Genomic DNA, 17,047 nt, shown 5'->3' on the forward strand with positions numbered 1-17,047 from the left:
GCCACGGGCCACGCGGTTCGGCGCTGAGCTGGGCCGGCCCGCCCGCCGCCGGGCCCGCCCGCCGCCGTTCCCGACCAGCGACGCGGGTGACCGGGTGCTCCCGGTGGCGCGGATGTCCCGGGGGCGAATGGCGTCCGTGGAGCCGGTCGCATACCGTGCCGGACGTGGACGGACGACGGAACTTTGTCGAAGATCAGGAGTCGCGCTGGTATCCGGCCGACCGCGACCGCGACCGTGACCGTGACCGCGAGAGCGGCTACGGGGAGGCGGACTGGCGCGATCCGGCCGAGAGCCGGTACCGGGACGGCGACCTGAACGCCCCCGAGCAGCGCCGGTCCGCCGAGGACGGCCGCTACGGCGACTCCACGGGGACCCGACGCGGCGAACCAGGACGCTTCGGCACGTCGACGGAGCCCGACTCCGGGCGCTTCGCGGCCGTCGAGCCCGACTCGGGCCGGTTCGGCGCCGTCGAGCCCGACTCGGGGCGCTTCGCGGCCGTCGACATCGACCGGGGCCGCTTCGGCGGGTCGGAGGACTCGGGCCGGTTCGCGGCCACGGGACGGGAGGACCCGGGCCGGTTCGCCGTGCCGGGACCGGAGGATTCCGGCCGGTTCGCCGTCACCGGCCCCGAGGACTCCGGCCGGTTCGCCGCCACGGGATCGGAGCCCGGGAGGTTCGGCGAGGCCGATTCGGGGCGCTTCGCGGCGGTGCCGCCGCTCGGGGACGCCCGGTCGGAGACCGAGGGATACCGGGCGAGCCGCTCGCGCCGGGCCGAGGCGGACCCGGACGTCTCCGGGGAACTGCCCGCCGACCGCCCGGGCCGGCGCGCCGCCCGGGAGTCGAGGGAGGCCCGCGACGCGCTGTCGACGTCGGGCGTCGACGCGCTGGGCGGGGCGGGACCCGTCGAGCGGACCGTGGACCCGGCCCGCCCGGCCCCGCTGGGCGGCTACCCGATCGTCGCGCCCGGTCGGGTGGCGGAGGCCGCGAGCCCGGCGGAGACGCCGGTCGACGAGCCCGCCCGGCCGGTCGAGCCCCCGCACCCGCTGGAGATGCCGACCGGGCCGATGCCGCCGATCGCGCCCCGCGGCGACCTCGCGCCGGGGGAGCTGCCGGCGTACCCGCCGGTGGTCGCCCCGCACCCGGGAACGCCGGCGGGCGACGGGGTCTACCGGACGCGGCGGCCGGCGCTGGCCGCGCTCTTCACGCTGCTGGTCCTGGTGTTCGAGGTGCCCGCGATGCGGGTGCTGCTCAACGGCGTGACCGGCGACCCGGTCTCGACGGCCGACGTCGTGGTGGGGATCTTCCTGGTCTGCGGCCTGCCGATCTTCGCGATCGGCCTGTACGGGCTGCGCACCGGCGGGCTGTCGCTCGCGGAGGGGAGCCGGGGCTGGCTGCGTCCGCCGACGGCGTACCTGACCGTGGGCCTGGTGCTCTTCGTCGCCGCCGCGCTCGCGGTCCGCTGACCCTCGACCGTCAGGACCGCCCCGCCTGACAACTGGCCCCGGCCGGGGCGGGCGCGCCGAGTGCCGGAAATGGGCGTTCCGACCCCTTCCCCGCACCCGAGGCATCGGGGGCGGGGAAGGGGCGTACACTGGTCGACTGGCGACCGCCTCGCGCGGTCGACCTCGCGCGCCCTCTCCACGAGTCGTCGTGGGGCGACGGCCTCCCTGGTCCCGATCTTGGTCGGGCCCGCCATGGCCGCCGACCGGGCGCCAGGACGCCCGGCCGCCTGGCCGGGCGGGACAACCAGGGACCACGAGGAGTACCCCACCATGGCCGTCGTGACCATGCGTCAGCTGCTGGAGAGCGGTGTCCACTTCGGGCACCAGACCCGGCGCTGGAACCCGAAGATGAAGCGCTTCATCTTCACCGAGCGCAACGGTATCTACATCATCGACCTGCGCCAGACCCTCGACTACATCGAGAAGGCCTACTCGTTCGTGCGCGGGACCGTCGCCGAGGGTGGCAGCATCCTCTTCGTCGGCACCAAGAAGCAGGCCCAGGAGGCCATCGCCGAGCAGGCGACCCGGGTCGGTCAGCCCTACGTCAACCACCGCTGGCTCGGCGGCATGCTGACCAACTTCCAGACGGTCTACAAGCGGCTCCAGCGGATGAAGGAGCTGGAGGCCCTGGGTGACCTGAGCGGCACCGCCGCCGGGTACACCAAGAAGGAGACCCTGCAGCTCTCCCGCGAGAAGATCAAGCTGACCCGCACGCTCGGCGGTCTGCGGGACATGCAGAAGCTCCCGGCCGCGATCTGGGTGGTCGACACCAAGAAGGAGCACATCGCCGTCGACGAGGCCCGCAAGCTGGGCATCCCGGTCATCGCGGTGCTCGACACCAACTGCGACCCGGACGAGGTCGACTTCCCGATCCCGGGCAACGACGACGCGATCCGCTCGGCCGAGCTGCTGACCAAGGTCGTGGCCGCCGCCGTCGCCGACGGCCTGATCGCCCGTTCCGGCCGTCGTCGCGGCAGCGACGAGAAGCCGGAGCCGGGCGTCGCCTCCGACGAGCCGCTGGCCGAGTGGGAGCGCGAGCTGCTCGAGGAGCCGAAGAAGGCCGACGAGCAGGCCCCGCAGGCTGAGCAGGCCGCCCAGGCCCCCCAGGCCGAGCAGGCCCCGCAGGCCGAGCAGGCCCAGCCGGTCGAGCAGCCGGCGACCGCCGCCGCGGAGTGACCGCACCGCCGCCTCCCCGCCGCCCGGTCTCCCGGGCGGCGGGGAGGCGGCAGGTACGCCGGGCACGTCGCGCCCGGATCCGGGTAACCGGCACCAGGACCAACCCACCCGCAGTCTCAACACCGAAGAGAGAGCCATGTCCAACTTCACCGCCGCGGACGTCAAGAAGCTCCGCGACCTCACCGGCGCCGGCATGATGGACTGCAAGAAGGCGCTGACCGAGGCCGAGGGCGACTTCGACAAGGCCGTCGAGATCCTGCGCGTCAAGGGCGCCAAGGACGTCGGCAAGCGGGCTGGCCGTACGGCCGCCAACGGTCTGATCGCCCACTCCGGCAAGGCGCTGCTCGAGCTCAACTGCGAGACCGACTTCGTCGCCAAGACCGACGCGTTCATCGAGCTGGCCCAGCAGCTGGTGGAGCACGGCGAGCGCAGCGGCGTCGGCACCGCCGAGGAGCTGCTCGCCACCGAGCTGGACGGCAAGACCGTCGCCGACCTGGTGCAGGAGCAGTCCGCCAAGATCGGCGAGAAGCTCGTCCTGAACCGCTTCGCCAAGCTCGATGGCACCACCGCCGTCTACCTGCACCGCAAGAGCCAGGACCTGCCCCCGGCGGTCGGCGTGCTGGTGCAGTACACCAGCACGGCCGGCGACGAGGCGTCCGACTCGGACGCCCGGGGCGTGGCGATGCAGATCGCCGCGATGCGGCCGAAGTACCTCACCCGGGACGAGGTGCCGGCCGACGTCGTCGACTCCGAGCGGCGCATCGCCGAGCAGACCGCCCGCGAGGAGAACAAGCCCGAGGCGGCCCTGCCGAAGATCGTCGAGGGTCGGGTGAACGCGTTCTTCAAGGACTACGTCCTGCTCGAGCAGGCGTCGGTCGCCGACAACAAGAAGTCGGTGAAGCAGCTGCTGGCCGATGCCGGCATCGAGGTCACCCGCTTCGTGCGGTTCGAGGTCGGCCAGGCCTGAGCCGCCCCCGGGCGCTCCGCGCCCCGCGGGCAGGGAAACGTCGACGAGGAGGCCGCCGGTGTACGTGACAGGCACCGCGGCCTCCTCGTCACATAGGGTCGGCTACGGCAGTTTCGCGGTACGCGGCGTACGGGACGTGCGCATGGGGAAGGGCGGGGCGGATGACGCAGGTTGTGAGTGACCGGAGTCTGGCGGCGGACGATCCGACGGCGCCACCCCCCGGTCGGGCCCGCCGGGTGGTGCTGAAGCTCTCCGGTGAGGTGTTCGGCGGGGGCGCGATCGGGGTGGACCCGGACGTCGTGCAGGCCATCGCCCGGCAGATCGCCACCGTGGTCCGCCGCGGCGTGCAGGTCTCGGTGGTGGTCGGCGGCGGCAACTTCTTCCGGGGCGCGGAGTTGCAGAAGCGCGGCATGGACCGGGCCCGGGCCGACTACATGGGCATGCTCGGCACCGTGATGAACTGCCTCGCGTTGCAGGACTTCCTGGAGAAGGAGGGCATCGAGACGCGCGTGCAGAGCGCGATCACGATGGCCCAGGTCGCCGAGCCGTACATCCCGCTGCGCGCCATCCGGCACCTGGAGAAGGGCCGCGTGGTCATCTTCGGCGCGGGCGCCGGCATGCCGTACTTCTCCACCGACACCGTGGCCGCCCAGCGGGCCCTCGAGATCCGCGCCGACGTGGTGCTGATGAGCAAGAACGGCGTGGACGGCGTCTACACCGCCGACCCGCGGATCGACCCGACCGCCAGCAAGTTCGACGCGATCACCTTCTCCGAGGTGCTGCGGCGCAACCTGCGGGTCGCCGACGCCGCCGCGTTCAGCCTGTGCATGGAGAACGGCCTGCCGATGCTGGTCTTCGGCGCGCAGGGCGACGACACCATCATCCGGGCCGTGGGTGGCGACAAGATCGGCACCCTGATCACCGCCTGAGCGGCCCGACCGACCTCAGCGGTCCCTCCGACACGACAAGCCCACGACGAGCACAGAAGGAGGCGAGGAGACCGGTGATCGACGACACCCTCCTCGAGGCCGAGGAGAAGATGGAGCGTGCGATCGAGCACGCCAAGGAGGAGTTCGGCGCGATCCGCACCGGCCGCGCCAACGCCGCCATGTTCTCCAAGATCATCATTGACTACTACGGCAGCCCCACGCCGCTGCCCCAGATGGCGTCCATCGGGGTCCCCGAGCCGCGCATGGTGATCATCAAGCCGTACGACAACTCGCAGATCAACGCCATGGAGAAGGCGATCCGCGACTCCGACCTCGGCGCCAACCCGAACAACGAGGGCAACCAGCTCCGCATCCTGCTCCCGCAGATGACCGAGGAGCGCCGCCGAGAGATGATCAAGGTCGCCCGGCACAAGGGTGAGGAGGCCAAGGTGGCCATCCGCAACATCCGCCGCAAGGGCAAGGAGGAGCTGGACCGGCTCGTCAAGGACGGCGAGGTCGGCGAGGACGACGGCCGCCGCGCCGAGAAGGAACTCGACGACCTGACCCAGCGCTTCGTCGCCGCCGTCGACGACCTGGTCAAGCACAAGGAGAACGAGCTTCTCGAGGTGTGAACCGTGCGCCGGCACTCCGCCGGCGACGACGACGTCGTGGCACCGGCGCTCCACCGCCCGATCTCTGGCGGCGGGCCCGGTGCCACCGTCGTCGGCGGGCCGGCACGGGGCCGGTCGGACGTGAGGGATCGGCGGGTGCAGTAGGCTCGGCAGGATTCCCGGCACCCTGCGGTGAACGGTGGGAATCGGCCGGCCGTCGGGCGGGTCAACCGGACGGAACAGTCGCGCGGGTAGGGGAATGGTTGTGGTTGTGCGTCATCTGGTGGATCTCGTACCGGTCCCGCTCGGTGCGTGATGTCCCACCTCGATCCCCACGGCAGCGCCGAGCCCCGCGGCTGGGACCGCCCCGACGCGCCCGCTCCCGCCCCGGTGCCCGCCCTCCCCTGGCCGGAGCCCGAGATCGATCCGGGCCGGTGGGACCGCCGTCCCGCAGCGCTCCCCGACGCGTACGCCGAAGTGCCGGCCCGCTCCCGCCCGCACGCCGACGTGGCGGCGGCCGGTGAACCGGCGACGATGAACGGCCACCGCGACCGTCCCGACGACTCCGAGTACCCGACCGCCCAGCTCGAACCGGTCCGGGACGTCGAGCCGGAGCCGGAGCCCGCGCGGTCCCCGGGTCGCCGGCAGCGCGGTCGGCGACGGGCCGGCGCCGACCGGCCCCCGACCCAGCAGCCCGTCCCGAGCCGGGCCGGGCGCAACCTGCCGGCGGCCATCGCCGTCGGCGTGGGCCTCGGCGCCCTGATCGTGGTGCCGCTGTTCTTCTACCGGACCGCCTTCATGGTGGTGGTGGCCGTGGCGGTCGCCATCGGCATGTGGGAGATGGCCCGGGCGGTACGCCGCAGCGGCGCGCACCCGCCGCTGGTGCCGCTGATCGCCGGCGGGGTGCTCACCATCGGGCTGGCCTGGTTCTCCGGCCCCGACGCGCTCAGCCTCGGCCTACTGGTGACCGTGCTGGGCACCATGGTCTGGCGGCTCGGCGACGGGCCGGGCGGCTTCCAGCGTGACCTGACCGCGGCCACCCTCATCGCCGTGTACGTGCCGTTCCTCGGCGGCTTCGCCGCGCTGCTGGCGGCGGTGCCCGAGGACGGCGACCTGCGGGTGCTGGTGACGCTGGCCGCGGTGGTCCTCTCCGACACGGGCGGGTACGCCGCCGGCGTCAGCTTCGGCAAGCATCCGATGGCCCCCTCGATCAGCCCGAAGAAGTCCTGGGAGGGCTTCGCCGGCTCGGTCACCGCCGCGGCGCTGGGCAGTGCCCTGCTGCTCTGGCTGCTCCTCGACGTTGCCCCGTGGTGGGGCGCGCTCTTCGGGTTGGCGGTCTCCGGGGCCGCCGTCCTCGGTGACCTCGCCGAGTCCATGATCAAGCGGGACCTCGGGGTGAAGGACATGAGCAACCTGCTCCCCGGGCACGGCGGCCTGATGGACCGGTTGGACTCGATCCTCTTCGCGCTGCCGACCGCGTACCTGCTCCTGGCGGTCTTCGTCCCGGTGCTGGAGTGAGGCGTGAATCACCCGTCGTCAGTGGTCCGCCCGGGCGGCGGGGGGCGATTCGGCACCTCCGGACAGGTGTGTCGGCCGTCCGGCGTGACAGACTGGACGCGCCATGACGAGCTTGCCCCTGATCCCCGCAGACCCCGACGCCCCCGGGCGGCGGCCCGCGATGCCTCCCCGTCACCTCGCCGATCTCGACCTCGCCGGCCGCCGTGCCCTGGTCGCCGAGCTGGGGGAGCCGGCGTTCCGCGCCAAGCAGGTCTCCACCCACTACTTCGGTCGGCTGGTGCGCGACCCTGGGCAGATGACCGACCTGCCGGCCGCCACCCGGGAGAAGCTCGCCGACCAGCTCCTGCCCCGGCTGCTCACCCCGGTCCGCGAGCTGGCCTGCGACGACGGCGCGACCCGCAAGGCGCTCTGGCGGCTGCACGACGGCTCGCTGGTGGAGAGCGTGCTGATGGGTTACCCGGACCGCGTCACCGTCTGCATCTCCAGCCAGGCCGGCTGCGGCATGGCCTGCCCGTTCTGCGCCACCGGGCAGGCGGGGCTGACCCGCAACCTCTCCACCGCCGAGATCGTCGACCAGGCGGTCTACCTGGCCGGGGTGGCCGCCTCCGGGGCGGTGGCGGGTTCGCCGCCGCGCCTGTCGCACGTGGTCTTCATGGGCATGGGCGAGCCGCTGGCCAACTACTCCCGGGTGGTCGCGGCGATCCGCCGGCTGGTCGCCCCGGCGCCCGAGGGGCTCGGGCTGTCGCAGCGCCACATCACGGTCTCCACGGTGGGCCTGGTCCCGGCCATCCGCCGACTGGCCAGCGAAGACCTCTCGGTGACCCTTGCGTTGTCGCTGCACGCCCCCGATGATGAGCTGCGCGACGAACTCGTGCCGGTCAACCAGCGCTGGAAGGTGTCCGAGGTGCTGGACGCGGCGTGGGACTACGCGGCCCGCACGGGGCGTCGGGTGTCGATCGAGTACGCCATGATCAGAGACGTGAACGACCAGCCGTGGAGAGCCGATCTGCTCGGGCGGCTGCTGGCCGGGAAGCTGACCCACGTGAACCTCATCCCCCTCAACCCGACTCCGGGCAGCCGTTGGGACGCCAGCCCCAAGCCGGTCGAGCGGGAGTTCGTCCGGCGGCTGCGCGAGGCCGGAGTGTCGACGACCGTGCGGGACACCCGGGGTCGCGAGATCGACGGAGCGTGCGGGCAGCTCGCCGCCGCCGAGGACATTGACACCGACACCGACCGGGCCGGGGAGAAGGCGTGACCGGGCGTAGCGAACGAGACCAGGAGACATAGTGGCGAGTCAGGGTCAGCGTTTCCGGCGTAAGGCGCTCCGCCGGGGATACAAGGTCGACGAGGTCGATGCCTTCCTGGACCGGGTCGAGGCGACGCTCGACGGCCGTCCGGTGGGCGCCCCCGTCGCCTCCCAGGAGGTCCACGACGTCGTCTTCCGGGTCCGCTTCAACGGCTACGACGAGTGGCAGGTCGACCTGCACCTCGACCGGGTCGAGCGGCAGCTGGCCGAGCTGGAGGAGCGCGGTGGCGCCGGCGGCCGCGGCGGCGACCCCCGCGACGCCGACCGCCTGGGCCCGCCCGACCGCCTGGGTGCCCCCGACCGCCTGGGTCCCCCGGACCGCATGGGTCCGCCCGACCGCATGGGCCCCCCGGTGCGCGACGACCGCGGCATGTCGCCGGTCCCGCAGCCGATGCCGCCCCGGCCGATGCCGGCACAGGCCGGTCCGCCCGGCGACCGCTACGGCCGCTACGACGAGCCCACCGGAGCCTTCGCCGGTGGTTACGACGCCCCGCGGGGCGGCTACGAACCGCCGCGCGGCCCCGGCGGCCCCGGCGGCCCCGGCCCGATGGGACCGGGCGCCCCGATGGGTCACGGCGCTCCGCCGCCGCGCGGCCTGCCCGCCGGCCCCAGCGGCTACGGCGACGGTCCCGGCAACTACGGCGACCGTCCTGGCAACTACGGCGACGGCCCCGGCGGTGGCTACGGTGACGGCCCGGGCAAGTACGGCGACGGCCCCGGCGGTGGCTACGGTGACGGCCCGGGCAAGTACGGCGACGGTCCGGGCGGTGGCTACGGCGACGGTCCGGGCGGCTACGGCGACCGCCCCGGCGGTGGCTACGGCGACGGTCCCGGTGGCTACGGGGACGAGCCGCGTTTCGACGGGTTCGAGGCCGGCCGGCGCGCTCGCGCCGACATGACCGCCGAGATCCGGATGCCCGAGCGGGAGCTGCGTGACCTGCGGGGCCGGGGCCCGGCCGGGCCGCCTCCTCCGCAGCCGCAGCCGGGCTTCGGCGGCCCACCGCACGCCGGTCCGCCGGTCGGTGGTCCGCCGGTGGGTGGTCCACCCGTTGCCGGCCCACCCGTCGGTGGCCCGCCGCCGATGGTCGGCCCGCCGATGGCCGGTCCCCCCGGCAGCGACCTCTACCGCGTCGACCAGATCCGTCGCAGCTTCCAGGTGCGCCGGTTCGGCAGCGGGTACGACCCCGACCAGGTCGACCGGTTCTTCGACACGCTGCTGGGCGGCATGCAGGGACGCAACCCGATGCCGGTGAACCCGAAGGAGCTGGACACGCTGCGCTTCGGGCTGGTGCCCGGCGGCTACTTCGAGGCCGAGGTCGACGCCGCGCTCAAGGACGTGCAGGACATCCTGTTCGGCCGCTGATCCGCGTACGGCGAGGGCCCGCTCCCCGGTCGGGGGCGGGCCCTCGTGCGTGTGGCCTCCGGCGCGCGGACCGGTGCGACGCCGGCTGACGCGGGAGCGGTCAGGACCGCAGGCCGTTGCGCCGCAGCACGGTGTCGCCGATGACGATGAGCAGCAGCAGCACGGCCAGGCCGATCAGCCAGATGTTCTCGACCCTGCCCTCGTGGTTGCCGCAGAGCATCGCCAGCAGGGCCAGCGCGGAGACCACCGCGCCGATCCGCCCGGACTTGCGGTGCCCGGGCTTGTGCTGGTCTGGCGACGTTACCGGCTCGCTTCCTGCCACTGTCGGTCCTTCCCTCGCGATCGGATCTCCGGTTAGTCTGGCACGCCTCGTGCCGGGCCCGGCGCTGGGTCCGACCGATGGGGCGGACCGCACGATCCGCACGGGCGCGGCGGGCGTCGGCCGGGGCACGTACGAGGGCGGCAGGGACTTCGGCACGGTGCCCGGCGCCGGGCGGGTGGTGGTCGCCGGCGTCGGGACCAAGGGCCCGGCTCCACCCGGGCGCATCGGCACTACCGGCGTCGCGGGTAGGTCGCCAGACTCCCTCCGGTAGCGTTTCTGGCGTACACCTTGTTTGTCGTTTTGAGGGGGAACTGCGGTGCGAGTGACCGGTACGGGGCACGCCAGCATGCGGATCGACACGGCCGCGGGCAGCATCCTGTGCGACCCGTGGGTCAATCCGGCCTATTTCGCCTCATGGTTCCCGTTTCCGGACAACTCCCTGCTCGACTGGGAGGCCCTCGGCGACGTCGACTACCTCTACGTGTCGCACCTGCACCGGGACCACTTCGACGCGGCGCACCTGAAGCGCTTCGTGTCGAAGGACGCCACCGTGCTGCTGCCCGCGTTCCCCACCTCCGAGATGGAGGACGAGCTGCGGGAGCTGGGCTTCACCAAGTTCCTGAAGGCGCCGAACGAGCAGGTCGTGGAGCTGGACGGCGGCCTGAAGATCATGATCCAGGCGCTGACCAGCCCGACCGACGGCCCGATCGGCGACTCCTCGCTCTGGGTGGAGTACGACGGGGTGCGGCTGCTCAACCAGAACGACGCCCGCCCCACCGACCTGAGCGTCTTCGCCGAGCTGGGCCACGTGCACGCGCACATGCTCCAGTTCTCCGGCGCGATCTGGTACCCGATGGTCTACGAACTGCCGCAGGCGGCGAAGACGGCGTTCGGCAAGCAGAAGCGCGACCGGCAGTTCGACCGCACCTGGCGCTACATCGACGACCTGAAGGCCGACCACGTCTTCCCGATCGCCGGCCCTCCCTGCTTCCTCGACGACGAGCTGTGGCAGTTCAACGACATCCACGGCGACGAGGGCAACATCTTCCCCGACCAGTCGGTCTTCCTGAGCGAGTACGCCAAGGTCGGCGGCACCAACGGGGTCGTGCTGCTCCCGGGCAGCGTCGCGGAGATCACCACCTCCGGAGCCAGCACGACGCACCCGGTGCCCGTGGAGGAGTTCTTCGCCAACAAGGTGGCCCACCTGGAGGAGATGCGCGAGCGCAAGCGGCCGGTCATCGAGGCCGAGAAGGCGTCCTGGCGACACCCCGAGGTGGACGTGCTCAAGGAGATGCAGCGCCGGATCGAGCCCCTGCTGGAGGAGTCGATCTACCTGGCCAAGGGGGTCGGCGGGCCGGTCCGCTTCGACCTGGTCAGCTACGACGGGGAATCCGTCGAGTCCATCGTGGTGGACTTTCCCGGCAAGCAGGTCCGGCCGTACGCCGACGAGAAGGTCCGCTACCGGTTCCGCACCGAGCGGGCGTTGATCGAGCACCTGCTGCACATCGGCGAGGTGGACTGGGTCAACTCCCTCTTCCTCTCCTGCCGCTTCTCGGCGGCCCGGATCGGCCAGTACAACGAGTTCGTCTACGCCTTCTTCAAGTGCCTCTCCACCGAGCGCCTCCAGTACGCGGAGGGCTGGTACGACGAGCACGAGCGCTCCAGCGACGCCGAGGACATCACCCTCGGCGACTGGGTGGTGCAGCGGCGCTGCCCGCACCTGAAGGCGGACCTGACCCGGTTCGGCATCGTCGAGGGCGACCAGCTCACCTGCCAGCTGCACGGCTGGAAGTTCGACCTGGCCAGCGGCCGCTGCCTGACGAGCGTCGGCCACAAGGTCCGGGCACACCGGGCCGGCGAGCAGCAGACCCCCGCCCCGGCGGGCGAGGCGGCCGGCTAACGGCGATTTCCCCCGCCCGCCGCCCCGCCGGGTGACCATCAGGTCGACGAGGGGGTGACGTGGCCGAGGGAGTGCGCAAGAGCGGTTACCGGTACCGACGTGACCGGGAGATGGCCCGGGACGCCTCCCGGGTGGAGACGTTCAGCGACGGCGTCTTCGCGGTCGTGCTGACGGTGATGGCCGTCGAACTGCTCCAGAACGGCCCGGCGAGGGCCGGTGGGAGGGAGCTTCCCGACGCCCTCGCCCACGCCTGGCCGTCCTACCTGGCGTATGTGATCACCTTCGGCATCGCCGGCCAGATCTGGCTCGGCCACCACAGCATGTGGCGGTACGTGGTCCGGGTAGATCAGCTGTTGCTGGTGTTCAACCTGCTCGTGCTGCTCTTCGTGGCCGCGATCCCGTTCACCGCCGACCTGCTGTCGGACAACCTGCGCGGCGGGTCGACCGAGCAGCGATTGACCGCCGCACTCTACTTCGGCACCGTGCTCGGCGAGTCGATCTTCTTCAACCTGAGCTGGTGGTGGGCACGGCGACGAAGGCTGCTCCACCCCGATCTGGATCCCCGGCTGGCCCGTGCGGTGGCGCGGCGCCTGCTGCTGCGCCCACTGCTCTACCTGATCGCCTTCGCTTTCGTCTTCGTCAACGCGATCCTCAGCCTTCTGCTCTACCTGCTGCTCCTCGGTCTCTCCCTCATTCACCGTCCCGGCGACCTGCCCCCCGCCGAGGCCGGCGGCGAGGTCAGCGGCCGAGGTCGGTGAGGATGCGGCGGGCGGCGTTGTGGCCGGCCGCGCCGATGACGCTGCCGGCCGGGTGGCAGCCGGCGCTGCCCGCGTAGACGCCGTCGACGCCTGTGGCGTACGGCATCCGGTCGGTGAACGAGACGGTGTTGTCGACGTGGTGGATGTGCCCGCCGGTGATGCCGAAGTGCGCCTCGATTCCGGGCGGCGGCAGCGGCACGGCGTCGGCGATCAGGTCCGCCGTGCCGGGGGCGTACCGCTCGCAGATCGTGATCAGGCGGTCGACGTAGCCGGGCAGCGCCTCGGCCCAGGTGGTGCCGGCCAGCTCGTACGGCACCGACTGGACGAAGAGCGCCGACGAGTGGTGCCGGCCGTCGGAAAGTGAGGGGTCGACGGTGGTGTGCAGGTACCACTCGATGGTCGGCTCGGCGGGCAGCCGCCCCGCCTGCACGTCCGCCCACATGGCGCGCAGCGCCGCCATCGGCGACTCGCCGCCGCCACCGGTCAGGGACTCCGAGCCGGGCAGCAGGTGGATGGTCGAGCCGAACGGGCTCGGGGAGCCCTGGGGCAGGCAGGAGAAGCGGGGCAGCCCGGTCAGCGCCAGGTTGAGCTTGAGCGTCGTGCCGGGGCGGCGGACCGCCGCCATCCGCTCGGCCAGCGGCGCCGGGAGCGCGCCGTCGGGCAGCAGGTCCATCAGGCGGTACGGGTCGCACGCGCCGAGCACCACCCGCGCGCCGATCTCCCGCCCGTCGGCGAGCACCACTCCGCTGGCCGTGCCGCCGTCCAGGGTGATCGCGCTGACCGGCGTGCCGGTGCGGATCGTCGCGCCGGCGGCCCGGGCGGCGTCGGCGAAGGTACGCGACACGGTGCCCATCCCGCCCTCGGCGATCATCCACGTGCCGTCGGAGCCGGGCAGCCGGCACATGTTGTGCACGAGGAAGTTGTGCCCGGTGCCGGGGTCGTCGGGGCCGGCGTTGAGCCCGGAGAGGCCGTCGGTGACCGCGTACATGCTCATCAGGAGCTCGGAGCGGAAGTCGAAGCGGGCCAGGTGGTCGGCGACCGAGCCGCGGACCAGGTCGACGAAGACCTGCCGCAGCGCCGGCCGGACGTACCGCTCGGCGGTCTCCTCGACGGGCAGCGGCTCGGCCAGCCAGACCGGGGCGAGGTCGTCGCGCAGCGCGGCCAGCTCGGCCTGGAGGGCGTCGTCGGCGGCCACGTCGGCGGGGGAGAAGAACTCGGCGAGCTGCGCGCGGGTGGCCGCCGTGTCACTGCCGAAGAGCAGGTACGGGGAGCCGGGGCCGCCGGGGGTGGGCAGGAAGTAGTGCGGGTCGCGGCGCAGCACGGGGATGCGCACGTCCAGCGTGGCGAGCAGCTCCGGCGGCATCAGCCCGAGCAGGTACGACCCGGTGGAGTGGCGCAGCCCCGGCACCTTCGGGAACGGCGCCTCGGTGCGGGTGGCCCCGCCGATGACGTCCGCCGCCTCCAGCACCAGCACGTCGAGCCCGGCGCGGGCGAGCAGGATCGCGGACACCAGACCGTTGTGCCCGGCGCCGACGATCACCACGTCGGCCCGGGGCGGCAGCTCGTCACCCATGCCGGGGGAGCCTACTGCCCGCAGCCGCCGCCGGTCAGCCCTTCGCCGCTCCGCACGCCGGAGGCGAGCCGCCGGCCGCTGGCGGGTCGGCCAGCAGTTGGGCGGCGAACGTCTCCAGTTCCAGCTCGAACAGCGCTTCGGCCTCGGTGACCGCCCAGTCGAACTGGTGGAAGACCTCCATGGCGACCAGCCCGTAGAGGCGGGTCCAGCCCGAGAGGAAGGCGTACGCGACCTCGATCGGCACCTCGCCGTGGCTGAGCCGCAGCGGCTCCAGCCGCCCGTCCAGGTGCCGCCGGAGCAGTTCGCCGGGCGGGGTGCGGAAGGGGGAGCGGCGCCACAGGTCGAGGATCGGCTGGATGAAGACCGCGCCGAGGCGGGCGCCGGGATGGTCCGGGGTGGCGTGGCCGCCGACGAAGGCGGTCCGTCCCGGGACGGGGGCACCGAAGATCAGCCCGAACTCGGCGGGGTGCGCCAGCGACCAGGCGCGGAACGCCCGGGACATGGCCAGCAACCGCGCGACCGGATCGCTCCCGGCGTCGTCCCCAGCCGCCTCCAGCCGCAGCCGCAGCTCGTTGTAGAGGTCGGCGGCGAGGTCCGCGACCAGCGCCTCCAGGCTCGGGAAGTAGCGGTAGATGGCCGGCGCCGTCATGCCCATGTCGCGGGCGATGGCCCGCAGCGAGATCGCGTCGACCCCGCCCGTCACCAGCAGGCGGCGTGCCCCGTCCTTGATCTCGGCGACGGTCGCCGTGCGCAGGCGTTCCCGCCGAGTGGGTGCGGCCATCGACAACCACCTTGACCAGAGGAAACACCGTTGCGATAGTTAACGGCGTTCACTGAAATTAGCGATGGTAGCAGCTTAGCCATCTGTGGAGGGAGAGGCGAATGTTCGCCTGGTGGGGACACATGGTGGTGCGGCTGCGCTGGGCGGTGCTGGCCGCCGCCCTGGTGCTGGTCGCTGTCGGATCGACATGGGGGGCGGGTGTCTTCGGGCAGCTGACCGGGGGCGGCTTCGACGACCCGGCCAGCGAGTCCAGCAGGGCCGCCGAGCGGATCGACCGCGAGCTGGGGCCGCAGGGCGCAGACCTGGTGGTGCTCTGGTCCAGCGACACGGCGTCCGTCGACCAGCCGGCCTTCCGCGACCCGGTCGCGGCCACCGTCACGGGGCTGCGCGCGCGTCCCGAGATCACCAGCGTCACCACCTGGTACGACACGCAGGCCCCCGCGCTGCTCTCCACAGACCGCCGGGCCACCTACGCGCTGATCCAGCTCCGGGCCGCCGACAAGGACGACAAGGCCGCCGCGTACGAGGAACTGCGGCCGGCCCTCGACGCGCCCGGCGTACGGACCGAGGTCGGCGGCGCGACGGCTGCCCTGCACGAGTCGAACACCCAGACGACCAAGGACATCACCCGCGCGGAACTGCTTTCCATGCCGGTGCTGCTGGTGCTGCTCGTGCTGATCTTCGGCGGGCTGGTGGCCGCGTCGACGCCCCTGCTGATCGGCGGGCTGGCCATCCTCGGCGCGTTCGTCACCGTCCGGCTGGTCACCCTGGTCACCGACGTGTCGGTCTTCGCCATCAACGTCATCACCCTGATCGGCCTGGGCATGGCGGTCGACTACTCCCTCTTCGTGGTCAGCCGGTTCCGCGAGGAGTTGGCGGCCGGCCACGACACCCCCGCCGCGATCCGGCGCACCATGCTCACGGCGGGGCGTACGGTGCTGGTCTCCGGGCTCACCATCGCGCTCGCCATGGCCAGCCTGCTGATCTTCCCCCAGGCGTTCCTGCGCTCGATGGGCCTCGGCGGGATCGCCGCCGTGCTGGTCGCCATGCTGGCGGCGCTGACCGTGCTGCCGGCCCTGCTCGCGGTGCTCGGCCGCCGGATCGACGCGCTGCGCGTACCGCTGCCGTGGCGGCGTGGGGCGCGCGGCGGGCGGCCGACGGCGGGGGAGAAGGGCGGCGCCTGGGCCCGCATCGCGCACAGCGTGATGCGCCGCCCGGTGCGCTACCTGGTCGGGGTGACCGTCCTGCTCGCGGTGCTGGCCGCGCCGTTCCTGGGGGTCTCCTTCGGCGGATTCGACGACCGGGTGCTGCCCCCGGACGCCGAGCCCCGGGTCGTCTCCGAGCGGGTCGCCGCGGAGTTCGCCGGCGGCACGATCTCGCCGATCGACGTGCTGGTCTCCGGGGCGTCTCCGGAACAGGCGCAGCCCTTCGCCGACCGGGTGGCCGCCGTGCCCGGCGTGACCGGGGTGCAGGTGGCGGCCAACCGGGGCACGTCGACGCTGCTGACCGTGACCTACCCGGGCGAGCCGGCCGGCGACACCGCGCAGGACGTGGTCCGGGCGCTGCGCGACCTGCCCGCGCCGGACGGCGCCCAGGTGCTCGTCGGCGGCCGGCCCGCCGTCGACCTCGACCTGATCGACGGCCTCGGCGACCGGCTGCCCTGGATGGCCCTGCTGATGGCCGCCGCGACCCTGGTGCTGCTGTTCCTCGCCTTCGGCTCGCTGGTGCTGCCGGTCAAGGCGGTGCTGATGAACCTGGTGTCGATCGGCGCGTCGTTCGGGGTGGTGGTCTGGATCTTCCAGGACGGTCACTTCGCCGACCTGCTCGGCTTCACCCCGACCGGGTTCATCGAGCCCAGCAACCCGATCCTCATGCTCGCCGTGCTCTTCGGGCTGGCCACCGACTACGAGGTGTTCCTGCTCTCCCGGGTACGCGAGGAGTGGGACCGCACGGGCGACAACACCGCCTCGGTGGCGGCCGGGCTCCAGCACACCGGGCGGATCATCACCGCCGCCGCGCTCCTGCTGATCATCGTGGTGGCCGGCTTCGCCACCGGCGAGATGGCGTACATCAAGCTCATCGGGATCGGCATGATCGTGGCGATCGTGGTGGACGCGACGCTGGTCCGGGCGCTGCTGGTGCCGGCCACGATGCGGTTGCTCGGCCACTGGAACTGGTGGGCTCCCGCCCCGCTCGCCCGCTTCCACCGCCGCTTCGGCCTGCACGAGTCCGCCGAGCCTGAGCCGGCGGCCCCGGAGACCCGTCACGCCGAGTTCACCAAATAGAGGCTTCCATCGATGCCCCGTCGGCCCTAGCGTCGACGGGGCATCGACCCCGTCCC

14 protein-coding genes are annotated in these 17,047 nt (G+C 72.8%); 11 read left to right on the forward strand and 3 right to left on the reverse strand.

The window, feature by feature from the left end; all coding sequences use genetic code 11:
* The first annotated feature begins 164 nt into the window (after positions 1-164).
* The 8 genes from AC0OO9_RS22030 (at position 165) to AC0OO9_RS22065 (ending at position 9,372) form a co-directional block, all read left to right on the forward strand.
* Positions 165-1,463: a hypothetical protein gene (locus tag AC0OO9_RS22030; RefSeq protein ID WP_484512042.1), complete on the forward strand. Its 1,299-nt coding sequence runs from the start codon at positions 165-167 to the stop codon at positions 1,461-1,463.
* Positions 1,464-1,772: 309 nt separating this feature from the next.
* Positions 1,773-2,678, forward strand: coding sequence for a 30S ribosomal protein S2 (gene rpsB, locus AC0OO9_RS22035; RefSeq protein WP_484512043.1), 906 nt, complete (start codon positions 1,773-1,775; stop codon positions 2,676-2,678).
* A gap of 136 nt (positions 2,679-2,814) precedes the next feature.
* On the forward strand, positions 2,815-3,645 hold the full coding sequence (tsf, locus tag AC0OO9_RS22040; protein WP_311410935.1) for a translation elongation factor Ts: 831 nt from the start codon (positions 2,815-2,817) through the stop codon (positions 3,643-3,645).
* A gap of 161 nt (positions 3,646-3,806) precedes the next feature.
* Positions 3,807-4,574: a UMP kinase gene (pyrH, locus tag AC0OO9_RS22045; RefSeq protein WP_357579658.1), complete on the forward strand. Its 768-nt coding sequence runs from the start codon at positions 3,807-3,809 to the stop codon at positions 4,572-4,574.
* A gap of 74 nt (positions 4,575-4,648) precedes the next feature.
* Positions 4,649-5,206, forward strand: a complete 558-nt coding sequence (gene frr, locus AC0OO9_RS22050) for a ribosome recycling factor (RefSeq protein WP_089001534.1) — start codon at positions 4,649-4,651, stop codon at positions 5,204-5,206.
* A gap of 294 nt (positions 5,207-5,500) precedes the next feature.
* Positions 5,501-6,703: a phosphatidate cytidylyltransferase gene (locus AC0OO9_RS22055; RefSeq protein ID WP_484512045.1), complete on the forward strand. Its 1,203-nt coding sequence runs from the start codon at positions 5,501-5,503 to the stop codon at positions 6,701-6,703.
* Between the two features lie 103 nt (positions 6,704-6,806).
* Entirely contained in the window at positions 6,807-7,958 is a 1,152-nt protein-coding gene (gene rlmN / locus AC0OO9_RS22060; RefSeq protein WP_132232738.1) for a dual-specificity RNA methyltransferase RlmN, read from the forward strand.
* A 31-nt stretch (positions 7,959-7,989) separates the two neighbouring features.
* Positions 7,990-9,372 (forward strand): DivIVA domain-containing protein, encoded by a 1,383-nt coding sequence (locus tag AC0OO9_RS22065; protein WP_484512047.1) that lies wholly within the window; start codon positions 7,990-7,992, stop codon positions 9,370-9,372.
* Between the two features lie 100 nt (positions 9,373-9,472).
* Here the strand turns inward: AC0OO9_RS22065 and AC0OO9_RS22070 are convergent, their stop codons facing one another.
* Entirely contained in the window at positions 9,473-9,694 is a 222-nt protein-coding gene (locus AC0OO9_RS22070; protein ID WP_121396083.1) for a DUF2631 domain-containing protein, read from the reverse strand.
* A 316-nt stretch (positions 9,695-10,010) separates the two neighbouring features.
* On the opposite strand from AC0OO9_RS22070, the gene AC0OO9_RS22075 reads away from it, so the two are divergent.
* Together AC0OO9_RS22075 and AC0OO9_RS22080 are read left to right on the forward strand one after the other, a co-directional pair.
* A complete protein-coding gene (locus tag AC0OO9_RS22075; RefSeq protein ID WP_484512049.1) occupies positions 10,011-11,594 on the forward strand; it encodes a Rieske 2Fe-2S domain-containing protein in 1,584 nt (527 codons plus the stop codon).
* Positions 11,595-11,704: 110 nt separating this feature from the next.
* Positions 11,705-12,352: a TMEM175 family protein gene (locus tag AC0OO9_RS22080; protein WP_484518010.1), complete on the forward strand. Its 648-nt coding sequence runs from the start codon at positions 11,705-11,707 to the stop codon at positions 12,350-12,352.
* Here the strand turns inward: AC0OO9_RS22080 and AC0OO9_RS22085 are convergent.
* Together AC0OO9_RS22085 and AC0OO9_RS22090 are read right to left on the reverse strand one after the other, a co-directional pair.
* The gene (locus AC0OO9_RS22085; protein ID WP_484512050.1) at positions 12,333-13,925 is read right to left on the reverse strand and encodes a phytoene desaturase family protein; all 1,593 of its coding nucleotides are present in this window, start codon (positions 13,923-13,925) and stop codon (positions 12,333-12,335) included. The genes AC0OO9_RS22080 and AC0OO9_RS22085 overlap by 20 nt on opposite strands.
* A 34-nt stretch (positions 13,926-13,959) precedes the next feature.
* Positions 13,960-14,706, reverse strand: a complete 747-nt coding sequence (locus AC0OO9_RS22090; RefSeq protein ID WP_484512052.1) for a TetR/AcrR family transcriptional regulator — start codon at positions 14,704-14,706, stop codon at positions 13,960-13,962.
* A 101-nt stretch (positions 14,707-14,807) separates the two neighbouring features.
* On the opposite strand from AC0OO9_RS22090, the gene AC0OO9_RS22095 reads away from it, so the two are divergent.
* Positions 14,808-16,991: an MMPL family transporter gene (locus AC0OO9_RS22095; protein WP_484512054.1), complete on the forward strand. Its 2,184-nt coding sequence runs from the start codon at positions 14,808-14,810 to the stop codon at positions 16,989-16,991.
* The last annotated feature ends 56 nt before the right edge of the window (positions 16,992-17,047 follow it).

This window comes from Micromonospora sp. USAFONa4, from assembly GCF_057197825.1.

Coding starts and splice junctions, on each gene's coding strand:
- rpsB (WP_484512043.1), top strand. CDS start 1,773: ATGGCCGTCGTGACCATGCGTCAGCTGCTGGAGAGCGGTGTCCACTTC.
- tsf (WP_311410935.1), top strand. CDS start 2,815: ATGTCCAACTTCACCGCCGCGGACGTCAAGAAGCTCCGCGACCTCACC.
- pyrH (WP_357579658.1), top strand. CDS start 3,807: ATGACGCAGGTTGTGAGTGACCGGAGTCTGGCGGCGGACGATCCGACG.
- AC0OO9_RS22055 (WP_484512045.1), top strand. CDS start 5,501: ATGTCCCACCTCGATCCCCACGGCAGCGCCGAGCCCCGCGGCTGGGAC.
- rlmN (WP_132232738.1), top strand. CDS start 6,807: ATGACGAGCTTGCCCCTGATCCCCGCAGACCCCGACGCCCCCGGGCGG.
- AC0OO9_RS22080 (WP_484518010.1), top strand. CDS start 11,705: ATGGCCCGGGACGCCTCCCGGGTGGAGACGTTCAGCGACGGCGTCTTC.
- AC0OO9_RS22085 (WP_484512050.1), bottom strand. CDS start 13,925: ATGGGTGACGAGCTGCCGCCCCGGGCCGACGTGGTGATCGTCGGCGCC.
- AC0OO9_RS22090 (WP_484512052.1), bottom strand. CDS start 14,706: ATGGCCGCACCCACTCGGCGGGAACGCCTGCGCACGGCGACCGTCGCC.
- AC0OO9_RS22095 (WP_484512054.1), top strand. CDS start 14,808: ATGTTCGCCTGGTGGGGACACATGGTGGTGCGGCTGCGCTGGGCGGTG.